The organism is Gordonia otitidis NBRC 100426 (genome assembly GCF_000248075.1).
Classification (GTDB): domain Bacteria; phylum Actinomycetota; class Actinomycetes; order Mycobacteriales; family Mycobacteriaceae; genus Gordonia; species Gordonia otitidis.
Genome location: NZ_BAFB01000065.1, coordinates 141,412 through 152,597, shown reverse-complemented (window position 1 = coordinate 152,597; position 11,186 = coordinate 141,412). Strand labels below are relative to the sequence as shown.

Below are 11,186 nucleotides of genomic sequence, written 5' to 3'. Positions count from 1 at the left end.
ACGATTCGGTCGAGCGTTCGCCGGCATCGGCCACACCGCGCACACCGCACGTACCGGGGTCCTCGGCCGGCGCGCCGGCGCGCTGATGGCTGCAACGCAGGAGCTGATGATGTCCGGCGACGCCCTGCTCGACCGTTGGTTCGTCTCCGAACGGCTCAAGGCCGCCCTCGCATGGTTCGGCGCACAATCGGGCCCACCGATGAATGCCCCCGGGACAGCGCCGATGGTCGGGTTCGCCGCCCTGATGCATCGGATTCCCCCCGGTAGGGCGGTCGGCGGAAGCGGAGCGCTGACCGAAGCCCTCCTGCACCGACTCGACGCCGACGGCGCGCGGGTGCTCACCGGATCACCGGCGACAGCGATCAGCCGCTGCGGCGATCACTGGCGGGTACAGACCGCACACGAGGACCACTGCACAGAACAGGTGATCGCCGCCTGCCACATCATGGCGACACTCGACATGATCGACGCGGGGGCCAGTGTGGCGCCGTCTGTTGTCGCTCGCTGGCGTCGTGAGATCGACATCGGGACGGGCATCGGAATGGCCGTGAGACTGGGCACCAGCGCCCTGCCCGACTACCGCGACCTCCCCTCGGGGCTGCCCCCGCACGGCGTGCACTCGGCTCTCGGTCTCCTCGTCACCGACCGTGCGCAGCTCCGGCGCGCGTACGCAGCCGCCTCGGTCGGTGACCTGCCACCGCGGCCTGCCTGCGTGGTGATGAGCTACTCGGCGATCGATCCGACGCTCGCGCCGTCGAACCGGCACTCGATCACGGTGTGGGCCCAATGGCATCCGCGACACCCACGCGAGGGAGGGTGGTCGGGATCGACCGCGCACGCCGCCGCGGACGCGATCCTGACCGAAGTCGATCGTCACGCCCCCGGCCTGCGCGAGTCCGTCGAGCATCTCCATATCCAGACACCCGCCGACCTCGAATCGGAATTGGGGTTGATCGGGGGGAACATCATGCACGTCGAGATGACGATCGACCAGATGTTCACCTATCGACCGCACCCGGACCTCGCCGGACACCGCGTACCGGGGGCCGAAGGGCTGTTGCTCGCCGGAGCGTCGACGCATCCCGGCGGGGGTGTGACGGGTGCGAGCGGACGGATCGCAGGCCGACTCGCGATCGACGCGAGGCGTAGCCGACGCCGACCCTGAGCTGACACACGCCGTGACGTGTGCGAGGTCTCGGCACCCTTCTGGCACGATGAGCACGTGCAGCCGGCAACCATGCGACGACCACACGACCCGACGCGCGGATTCCCCTCGCGGACCCGCGGTGAGGCAGTCGGTCGAGAGAGGTCGCGATCTCCTCGACGGTCCGGCATCACCACCGTGGCGTCGTTGCTGATCCTGTTGACGGCAATGCCGCTGCTGTCGGGCTGTCTGACCCGTTCGACCACCGTCGGGGACCGCTACGCCGGCACGATCATCGTGGCGACGTCGCCGGACAATCCCAGCGGAGCGCCACGCCTCGATATTCCCGAGTCCATGAAGAACAACGTGTCGACGTCGGACTATCGGGAAGGGCCCCAGGGCAACGAGTCTGCGAGTCCCTCCCCCGGCGCTTCGGCACCGGCTACTCCGTCTGCGACGACGCAGCCGGGCACCACGGGCCAGGGCGCGACGCGGGTCGGCACCAGGGCGACTTTCTCCGATCTGACGTCGGGTCAGCTCAGTCAACTCGGGGACATCGTCGCCAACGCATTCGGCGACACGTCGATGACGATGGAACTCAACGCGAAGCGCAACGGCGACGTTGTGCGCTTCCGCGGGAGTGCCGATCTCAACGGGCTCGAGGAGCGCGACTATCTGAAGTTCACGCTGGCATTCGCAGGCCCGATCACCGCGAGCAACGTGCAGCAGCAGGATTCGGAGACGTCGGTCACGTGGACTCCCCAACCGGGCAAGGTCACCGAGTTCATCGCCGATGCGACCTATCCCGACCCCGCCACGGCCGCGTTCAAGGGATGGACGTGGCTCCTGGTGATCGTGTGCCTGTTGGTCGTTGCACTCATCATCTGGCTGGCCTACACACATCGGGACACGAGTCCGCGCCCCGGCAGGCCGCGCAGCACACGGCCCACGGCCCCCAAATCCTCGACCACCACCGGTCCCGCCGGTAGGAAAACAGGCGCCAACACCACAGCCGCCAAGACACAGGCCACGGCGACCGCGGGGACATCCGCGGCCTCGCCATCGGATGCTTCGGCATCGGCTGCCTCGTCATCCGTTGCGAGCGACGACGCCCCCCGACCAGGGCCCACAGCAGTGAGCACCGCACCGGGCGACGGAGAGCCGGGAACGACCGAACCCGGCGAGACGCACGAGCGCTAGGTCGACGACACCACTCGCTCGACGAAACCGCTAGGTCGACGACACCACTCGCTCGACGAAACCGCTAGGTCGACGACACCAGGGGCAGTGCGTCGGCGGTGTCGACACCGAGGCGGTCGAGGACCTCGCAGGTGGCCTTCGCGAAATTGAGGCTGATGAAGTGCAGCCCGGGAGCGCCTTCGGCGATCAGTCGCTGAGACATCTCGGTGGCGATGTCGATGCCGACGGCGCGCACGGCCGCGCGGTCCTCCTGATCGCCGGAACCCGCTGCGGCGATCAACCGTTGCTCGACGCTCGCCGGCAACACCGAACCCGAGAGCTCGACCATGCGCCGGACCGAGGCCAACGACGTGATCGGGAGAATCTCGGGGATGATCGGCTTCGCACCCTGCTCGGGGTCTGCGGCCGCGACCCGGTCGCGCAGGCGCAGATAGAAGTCGACGTCGAAGAACAGCTGGGTCACCGAGTACTCCGCGCCAGTGCGCAGTTTGCTCACCAGAACACGGGTGTCGTGGTCGAGGTCGGGAGCACGGTGATGACCCTCGGGGAATGACGCGACACCGACGTGGAACTGACCGAGCCCGCCGATGAGCTCGACGAGTTCTTCCGCGTAGGAAACCCCCTGGGGGTGCTTGACCCATTCGCCGAGCGGGTCGCCGGGCGGATCGCCACGCAGCGCGAGGATATTGGTGATCCCCTTGTCGGCATACGCTCCGACCAACGAACGCAGCTCCGCGATGGAGTGATTCACCGCGGTGAGGTGCGCCACAGGCACCAGCGTGGTCTCCGTCGCCAATTGTCCGGCGATCCGCACGGTGCGGTCGCGGGTGCTGCCACCCGCACCGTAGGTCAACGAGACGAATGCGGGGTCGAGCCTCTCGAAGACGCGGACCGCACGCCACATGCGCGCCTCGGCGTCGGCATCCTTCGGCGGAAGGAACTCGACCGAGAAGGGCACGGGACCCGGCCGGGGTGCGGAGAGTCGCTCGACGACAGACGGCACCGGGGCGGATGAATTCACCGGACCAGTGTACGGGCTAGCCTGTGACACGTGACCTCGACCGCTCCCGTGCCAACGCGCCTCGCCGAGGTTCCCGACGCCGTCGAGGCAGTCCTGCGCGACTTTCTCGACACCGCGGTGTCCACATCGGCGGCAATCTCGCCTGTCGTCGGGTCGTCTGCGCAGGTCGTAGCCGATTTCGTACTCTCGGGCGGCAAGCGCATCCGCCCGGTCTTCGCCTTCGCCGGATGGCAGGCCGGCAACGGTGACCCCGCGCGAGTGCCGACCGGATCGACCGACTCGGATGCATTGCGGATCTGCGCAGCACTCGAACTCGTGCAGGCATGTGCACTGATCCACGACGACATCATCGACGCCTCCGACACACGACGTGGCCGACCGACGGTGCATCGGGTGTTCGAGCGCGGCCACCGCGATTCCGGCTGGCGCGGCGACGCCGCCGACCACGGCATCGCGTCGGCGATTCTCGCAGGCGATTTCGCCCTCGCCTGGGCCGACGACCTCGTCCACGGCTACGCGCCCGCGACCCTCTCCCCCGCGGGACGGCCCATCGCCGGAGCCGACGTGACCCCCCTGCCGCCGGGAGTGATCGCCACCTGGGCCGCCATGCGCACGGAGGTCCTCGGCGGCCAGGTCCTCGACATCGTCAACGAGGTCAGCGGCGAGGAGTCGGCCGAGGCCGCATACCGCGTGATGGAGTTCAAGACGGCGGCATACACGGTCGCACGGCCGCTGGAACTCGGCGCACGTGTCGCAGGTGCGTCCGAGGAGCTCATCGACCAATTACGTTCGGTCGGACACGATCTCGGAATCGCCTTTCAGTTACAAGACGATCTGCTCGGCGTGTTCGGAGACCCCGAACGCACCGGCAAACCGTCGGGCGACGATCTCGCGGCAGGCAAGCGGACCGCACTGCTGGCGTTGGGACTCGCCCGCGCCGACGAACGCGACCCCGCCCTCGGCGACGCACTGCGGTCGGTACTCGGAACCGAGCTGTCACCCGACGAATTGACCTCTGCGCGCGGCATTCTGACCGATGTCGGCGCTGTCGCCGACATCGAGCGCACGATCGACACATTGCTCGACTCCGCCATCACGACCCTCGAGAACACCGACATCGACGACGCCGTGTACACCGATCTCGTCGACGTCGCGCGACGCATGGCGCATCGCAACGCCTGAGAGGGCATCCTGAGTGGGCACCGGGGTGGGCATGAGGTGAGTTCGGATTCGCAATCGATGACGCGAGCGAGGTCGATGCGCGCATTGTGGGCAGGCCTGATCGGCTCGATCCTGGTGTGCCTCGGAGGTTTCGGCGTCGCCGACATTCCCCGTAACCACCCGATACTGACCGAGACCGGCCTCAGTTGGCTCACCTATGGGCACGGGAAATCTCTGTGCGGCATCACGTTCTGGGTGGGCGTCGCACTGATGGTGGTCGCCTGGATACGGTTGGGGCGAGTCCTGTGCGACACGGCGACCGATCACAGCAGGCTGCACCTACGCAGGTGGGTGCTCGCGTGGGCGGCACCCCTGATGGTGACCGTGCCGCTCTACAGCCGCGACGTCTACGCCTACCTCGGCCAGGGTGCACTGTTCCGAGCAGGCTTCTCGCCGTACGCCGACGGGCCCGCCCACAACCCCGGCCCGCTCGTCGACAGCATGGCGCAGGTCTGGGCGTCGACGACCGCGCCCTACGGTCCGCTATTCGTGTGGGTGACACGGATGGTGGTCGCTGTGACCGGCGATCACGTCATCCTCGGCGTGCTCGTGATGCGCCTCGTTCTCGTGCCGGGACTCCTGTTGTCGCTCTGGGCGATTCCACGTCTCGCGCGTCACTTCGGGGCGTCGCCCGCCGCCGGTCTGTGGCTGGCACTGTTCAATCCGCTCGTACTGATCCATCTCGTCGGCGGTCCGCATGTCGAACTGCTCATGATGGGTGTCCTGGCCGCGGGGATGACGCTGGTCGTCACCGGACGACATGTCGGCGGCCTCGTGCTCCTCGGATGTGCGGTCTCGATCAAGGTCACCGCCGGTGTCGCGATCCCGTTCGTGTTGTGGATCTGGTTGGCGCACATACGGCAACGCCGCCGAGTGGGCGCGCGCGATGTGGCCGCGGTGTCGGCTGCGATCGCGGGTGTCACCGTCGCGGTGTTCGCGGCGTGGACGGCGCTCGTCGGTCTCGGACTCGGCTGGCTCACCGGTTTGGGCTGGGCGGACCGCATCGTGAACTGGTTCACGCTGCCGACGGTGATCGCACATCTGGTGACCCTGGTCGCGGCTCCGTTCACCGCGCTCAATCTCCAATCGGTGCTTCCCGTGACGCGCGTCCTCGGCGAGGCTCTGCTCGCGGTCGTACTCGTCGTGTTGTGGTGGCGTCAACGGCATTCCGAGCGCGAGGCCATGGCGGGGATCGTGCTCGCGATGCTCGCCGTGGTCCTGCTCGAGCCGTCGACGCTGCCCTGGTACTACACGTGGGTGCTGTGCCTGGCCGTGGCCTTCACCCTGCCGCGTTGGGTGCGGGCGGTGGTCGTCGGTGTCTCGACCTTCATGCTGATCGTCTTCCAGCCCGACGACTCGATCCTGTTCTACAAGCTGCCCGAAACGCTGTTGGCGTTGGCCCTCGCCGGCCTCGCCGGGGCGTCGGTGATGCGCACCGACCCCCTGCGGATCGGTGCGCTCGCGCGTCGGGTCTGGGGGGTCAGAACGCCTGTGCCTGCGCGCGACGGATGACTTCTCGCGCCGAGTGGGTGTGCAGGGCGTCGGCGGGGGTAAGTCCGAGGTCGTCCTGTTCGGTGAACAGCCACGACATCACCTCGTCGCGCGTGTAGCCGCCGTCGAGCAGCACGTCGACGAGGCCGATGAAATGCTTGGTGATGCCCTCGTCGTCGAAGAACACGCGCGGCACCGCGGGTTGGCCGTCGCGCGAGACGGCGAGTAGGTGATGATCACGGATCAGATTGCGCACTTTGTTCGCCGAGACGTGCAGCCGAGCTGCGACCTCGTCGAGGGAATAGGTGGCGGTGTCGGTGGGAAGAACGTCACTCGAGAGGGGCAGAGAACTCACGCGCCTGAGATTACCGTTTCACCTCGACCACCGAGAAGGTTCTCCCGCTGTGCACAGTCGGAGCGCCGTCACGCGCGCCACGACAGTATGTGTGCGGGCTTCGCGAGGGTGACGCCGGGTAGATTCGACGACGTGAACAGCCCGGTCGACGTCTTGCTCGGTACGGTCCTCGAGGGCCGCTACCGTCTCGATGCACCGATCGCGCGCGGGGGGATGTCGGCGGTGTATCTCGGCATCGACCTGCGGCTCGGGCGCGATGTGGCGGTCAAGGTGATGGATCGACGCTATTCGGGCGACCCACAGTTCCTGCAGCGCTTCGAGTTCGAGGCTCGAGCGGTCGCGGGTCTCAAGCACCCGGGGCTGGTCTCGGTGTACGACCAGGGAATCGACGACGGCATCGCATTTCTCGTGATGGAACTCGTCGAGGGCGGAAGCCTGCGCGAGCTACTCCGCGAGCGCGGCCCGATGCCGCCGCACGCGGTCGTGGCGGTCGCCGATCCCGTGCTCGGTGGACTCGGCACCGCGCACCGGGCCGGCCTGGTCCACCGTGACGTCAAACCCGAGAACGTCCTCATCTCCGACGCCGGTGAGGTCAAGGTCGCCGACTTCGGTCTGGTACGCGCGGTCGCGGAGGCAGGTGTCACGTCGGCGAGTGTCATCCTGGGCACCGCAGCTTATCTGTCACCCGAGCAGGTCGAGTCGACCGACGCCGACGCCAGAAGCGACGTCTACTCCATGGGCGTCATGATGTTCGAATTACTCACCGGCAGAACACCTTTCCACGGCGACTCGCCGCTGGCCCTCGCTTATCAGCGACTCAGCTACGACGTTCCGGCGCCCGGCGACGTGATCGACGGCGTCCCGGAGGAGATCGACGAGGTGATCCTGCGCGCCACCGAGCGTCGGCCATCCGACCGGTACAACGATGCATTCGAGATGCGCGAGGCCCTGCTGGCAGCGGCCGACGATCTCGACCTCCCGCCGTTCACCGTTCCCGCGCCGCGACGATCGGCGGAACGGGAGACGATGACGCGGATCCGCGCGGCACATGCGGCCGTTGTCGCCCCGCAACGACCCCGCTCGGTACCGGCAACCGTCCAGCAATCCGTCGCGCCCTCGGTGGTGGCACGTGGACACGAGCCCGACGCGCCTCCCTCGACCACCAAGCGCCCCACGGTGATTCCCGAGCCGAGAGTCGACGACGGGCCGCCGGCCCACGACCCGGGACGAGGGCGGTTGCAAGCACTGATCTGGCTGACCGTCGTCCTGCTGGTGGCCGCGGGAGTCGGTTCGGTCGGTTGGTGGGCAGGGGCGCTGCTCGTCGGCTGATCGCGGACTACCCGCGCAGCATCTCCGCGACGAGGAACGCCAGCTCGAGGGACTGCTGGGTGTTGAGCCGTGGATCGCATGCGGTCTCGTACCGGCCGGACAGATCGAGATCCGAGATGTCCTGGGCGCCACCGAGACACTCGGTCACGTCCTCACCGGTCAGTTCGACGTGAATCCCGCCCGGATGGGTACCGAGTGCACGGTGGACCTCGAAGAATCCCTGCACCTCGTCGACGACGCGATCGAAATGGCGGGTCTTGTATCCGGTCGGCGACGTGTGGGTGTTGCCGTGCATCGGATCGGACTGCCAGATCACCTTGTGCCCTGTTGCCTCGACCGCGCTGACGATCGGTGGGAGCACTTCCCGGATCTTCGAGTTGCCCATGCGCGCCACGATGGTCAGTCTGCCCGGACGGTTGTGCGGGTCGAGTCGCTCGACGTACTCGACGGCCTGTTCCGGCGTGGTCGTCGGGCCGATCTTGACTCCGATCGGATTACGGATGAGCTCGGCGAACGCGACGTGTGCACCGTCGAGCTGGCGGGTGCGCTCACCGATCCAGAGGAAGTGCGCGGACAGGTCGTAGAGCACCTTCTCGTCGACCCCTAGATTGTCGCCTGCCGTGTCGGGATCCGCGGCGTCGGGGTTGTCGGCGAGCCGGAGCATCCCGCGTTCGTAGTCGAGTACGAGCGCCTCGTGGGAGGCGAAGATCGCGGCGGACTTCAGACTCGAGTCGGTGACGCCACAGGCGTCCATGAACTTCAGCCCGCGGTCGATCTCTCCCGCCAGGGCCTCATACCGCGCACCCGCGGGTGATGTCCGGACGAACTCCCGATTCCAGTCGTGCACGCGCCGCAGATCGGCCTCCGCGCCGGTCAGTGCGCGCACCAGATTCATCGCCGCCGAGGCGTTGGCGTAGGCGCGGACAAGCCTGGAGGGGTCGTGTGCGCGCGCGGTCTCGACCGGCGGGAAACCGTTGACCATGTCGCCGCGATACGACTTCAGTCCGAGCGCGTCGACATCGGCCGAACGCGGCTTGGCGTACTGGCCCGCGATCCGGGCGACCTTCACGACGGGCAGGCTTGCACCGTAGGTCAGCACGACGGCCATCTGCAGCAACGTACGGATGTTGCCCTTGATGTGCGGTTCGGTGTTGTCTGCGAACGTCTCAGCGCAGTCGCCGCCCTGGAGCAGGAACGCCCGCCCCTCGGCGACGTCGGCCAGTTGTGACGAGAGCGCCTCGACCTCGGCGGGCATACAGATCGGCGGGACACTCTCGAGTACCGTGCGCATCCGGTGGGCATCCTCGGGGTCCCAGCTCGGTTGCTGTAGCGCGGGTCTGCTCATCGCGTCTGCGAAACGCGCCTGCAGGTCGCCGGGCAGCGGGGGCAGTTCGGGGAGTTCGTCGATCGGAACGTCTACGGTCCAGTTCACCACCCCTCCAGCGTAATGGGCTGCACCGTCGGCCCTTCAGGTCGGTCCCGTGCAGCCCGGGCGCCGCCGCGCGGCGTCCTCACGTTCGCGCTCGCTCGATGGCCTCCCATTTCCGCGCATTGTGTCGAGCATCACTGAGCGCCTCGTGAGCATCGTCGGGCGCGGGCGGTAGCGATGGGCGTCCGGCTGCCTCCCAGTGCTGCTTGAGTTCACGCGTGAGGCGCGGAATCGCGCGCGGCAACTCGGTCATCGGCCCCCAGAGCTGGCACAAGACGACGTGATCGTAGGCACCGACCCATGCCCAGAGTTCGACGTCGTTGCCCTCCTCGGTGAGGAACTGCAGCAACTCCTCCCGAATTCGGGCGCGCGACTTCCACAGCGGCGACGACGGCGACGGGAGCTTCGGAAGGACGTTCGCGCGTACCCATGCACCGGCGCGCCCGGGGTCGAACTCGGTCGACACCGCATAATATTCACGACCGTCCTCTGCGACGACACCGATGGATATGAGATCGATCGTGCGGCCGTCCTCGATAAACTCCGAGTCGTAGAAGAATCGCATACCGGCAAGTATTCGCCACCGACCGCGCACACCGACACCCGACCGACCCGAACACCCCCGACGCGGGACCGACACAAAGGCCACCGATGCCCACACTCTGCAGCGCCGCCGACACCCGGCTGGGTCGATGGGTTCCCTCGCGGTCGGCGCGCGCGTCCATCGTCGTCACATTTGTCGTGTCGTCGCTGTTCCAGATGATCGGTGTGCCGTTCACCAGCAGTTTCGGCACCAGAACACGTATCGACCTCGACGTCTACCGACTCGGCGCACAGATCTGGCAGCAGGGTCAGAGTCTCTATGCCGACGGCTCGATGCCGTTCACCAGCGACGGCATCTGGCTCCCGTTCACCTACCCGCCGTTCGCCGCGATGACGTTCGTCCCGCTCGGTGCGATGACGCTCACGGTCGCGGGCGTACTCATGTCGCTGATCACGATCGGTCTGCTCGTCGTCGTCATACACATCGTGCTGAGAGTGCTGTCCGTCGGCAGCAGCGGCAACCGGTGGTGGCTCGCGTTGGTCGTCTCGACGGGGGCCGTCTGGCTCAACCCGATGTGGATGACACTCGGTTTCGGTCAGATCAACGTAATCCTCATGGCGATGATCATCGTCGACGTCTTCCTCGTCGGCCGGGGCCGACGTCGCACGCTGGGCTCTTTGCAGGGCGTTTTGGTCGGTCTGGCGTCGGCGATCAAGCTCACGCCACTGGTCTTCATCGTGCTCTTCGCCTCTGCCCGCCGCTGGCGTGCCGTCGCCACGGCGATCGGAACTTTCGTCGCCGCGGGCGCGCTGGCCTGGATCTGGATGCCGTCGGACTCGTGGGGGTACTGGACACACACCCTGTTCCACACCACCCGGATAGGCGATCCGGCAGGCCGCATCAACCAGAACCTCAACGCCATGTGGATACGGCTGATCCCGGAACCGAGCGCTGCGCAACTCGCCTGGGTGCTGAGTTCACTGGCGGTTACCGCTCTGGCGGGCGCCGCACTGTTCGCCTGCAGGCCGGCGGCGGCGTTCGCGCCAGGCGCCGGGCGATCGGGGCGCGTCAACGCCTTGCTGGCCACCTGCGCCGTCGCCGTCTGGGGCCTGCTCGTCTCGCCGACCTCGTGGGCGCATCACTGGGTGTGGTCGATCCCGCTGATCCTGACGAGCCTGGTCGTGGCCGCACGGACCGGGTCGCGGCGTGCGTACGTCGCCTACACCGCCGTCGCGGTGAGCGGTGTGCTGATCTTCGCCATCGGTCCGTATCAGTTCCTGCCGATGGTCGCCAAGCAGTGGACCGCCGTCGACCACCTCGTCGGCAACGCATTCTCGCTCTGGGGCATCGCGGCACTCTTCGTGATCTGGTTGCTGCCGTACTCCCCGGCCGGAAGCTCCGCGCGCGAGACAGACAAGCCTCTCGCCGAGATCCGCTCGGCCTGAGCGCAGT

General features: G+C 67.4%; 10 protein-coding genes. 6 read left to right on the top strand and 4 right to left on the bottom strand.

Going from position 1 to position 11,186, the window contains the following annotated elements:
- Both GOOTI_RS06605 and GOOTI_RS06600 read left to right on the top strand, forming a co-directional pair.
- Positions 1-1,165 (top strand): phytoene desaturase family protein (locus GOOTI_RS06605; protein ID WP_007237790.1); only part of this gene is annotated, 1,165 nt, incomplete at its 5' end.
- 177 nt (positions 1,166-1,342) lie between these two features.
- Complete coding sequence (locus GOOTI_RS06600; protein WP_007237789.1) at positions 1,343-2,344, top strand: LppM family (lipo)protein; 1,002 nt, start codon at positions 1,343-1,345, stop codon at positions 2,342-2,344.
- A 64-nt stretch (positions 2,345-2,408) separates the two neighbouring features.
- On the opposite strand, the gene GOOTI_RS06595 is transcribed toward GOOTI_RS06600, so the two are convergent.
- Positions 2,409-3,395: a methylenetetrahydrofolate reductase gene (locus GOOTI_RS06595; protein ID WP_007237788.1), complete on the bottom strand. Its 987-nt coding sequence runs from the start codon at positions 3,393-3,395 to the stop codon at positions 2,409-2,411.
- Between GOOTI_RS06595 and GOOTI_RS06590 the strand changes: the two genes are divergently transcribed.
- A complete protein-coding gene (locus GOOTI_RS06590) occupies positions 3,396-4,547 on the top strand; it encodes a polyprenyl synthetase family protein (protein WP_007237787.1) in 1,152 nt (383 codons plus the stop codon). It abuts the gene before it with no gap.
- A 57-nt stretch (positions 4,548-4,604) separates the two neighbouring features.
- Positions 4,605-6,098: an alpha-(1->6)-mannopyranosyltransferase A gene (locus tag GOOTI_RS06585; RefSeq protein ID WP_039993603.1), complete on the top strand. Its 1,494-nt coding sequence runs from the start codon at positions 4,605-4,607 to the stop codon at positions 6,096-6,098.
- On the opposite strand, the gene GOOTI_RS06580 is transcribed toward GOOTI_RS06585, so the two are convergent.
- Positions 6,067-6,432 carry an Rv2175c family DNA-binding protein gene (locus tag GOOTI_RS06580; protein ID WP_007237785.1) on the bottom strand — a complete coding sequence of 122 codons (366 nt, stop codon included), beginning with the start codon at positions 6,430-6,432 and terminating at the stop codon, positions 6,067-6,069. The two genes, GOOTI_RS06585 and GOOTI_RS06580, sit on opposite strands and share 32 nt — an antisense overlap.
- 132 nt (positions 6,433-6,564) lie before the next feature.
- Between GOOTI_RS06580 and GOOTI_RS06575 the strand changes: the two genes are divergently transcribed.
- A complete protein-coding gene (locus GOOTI_RS06575; protein ID WP_007237784.1) occupies positions 6,565-7,761 on the top strand; it encodes a protein kinase domain-containing protein in 1,197 nt (398 codons plus the stop codon).
- A 7-nt stretch (positions 7,762-7,768) separates the two neighbouring features.
- On the opposite strand, the gene GOOTI_RS06570 is transcribed toward GOOTI_RS06575, so the two are convergent.
- Complete coding sequence (locus GOOTI_RS06570) at positions 7,769-9,196, bottom strand: class II 3-deoxy-7-phosphoheptulonate synthase (protein WP_039993601.1); 1,428 nt, start codon at positions 9,194-9,196, stop codon at positions 7,769-7,771.
- Between the two features lie 76 nt (positions 9,197-9,272).
- The gene (locus GOOTI_RS06565; RefSeq protein ID WP_007237782.1) at positions 9,273-9,755 is read right to left on the bottom strand and encodes a polyadenylate-specific 3'-exoribonuclease AS; all 483 of its coding nucleotides are present in this window, start codon (positions 9,753-9,755) and stop codon (positions 9,273-9,275) included.
- Positions 9,756-9,841: 86 nt separating this feature from the next.
- Between GOOTI_RS06565 and GOOTI_RS06560 the strand changes: the two genes are divergently transcribed.
- Positions 9,842-11,179 (top strand): glycosyltransferase 87 family protein, encoded by a 1,338-nt coding sequence (locus GOOTI_RS06560; protein ID WP_007237781.1) that lies wholly within the window; start codon positions 9,842-9,844, stop codon positions 11,177-11,179.
- The last annotated feature ends 7 nt before the right edge of the window (positions 11,180-11,186 follow it).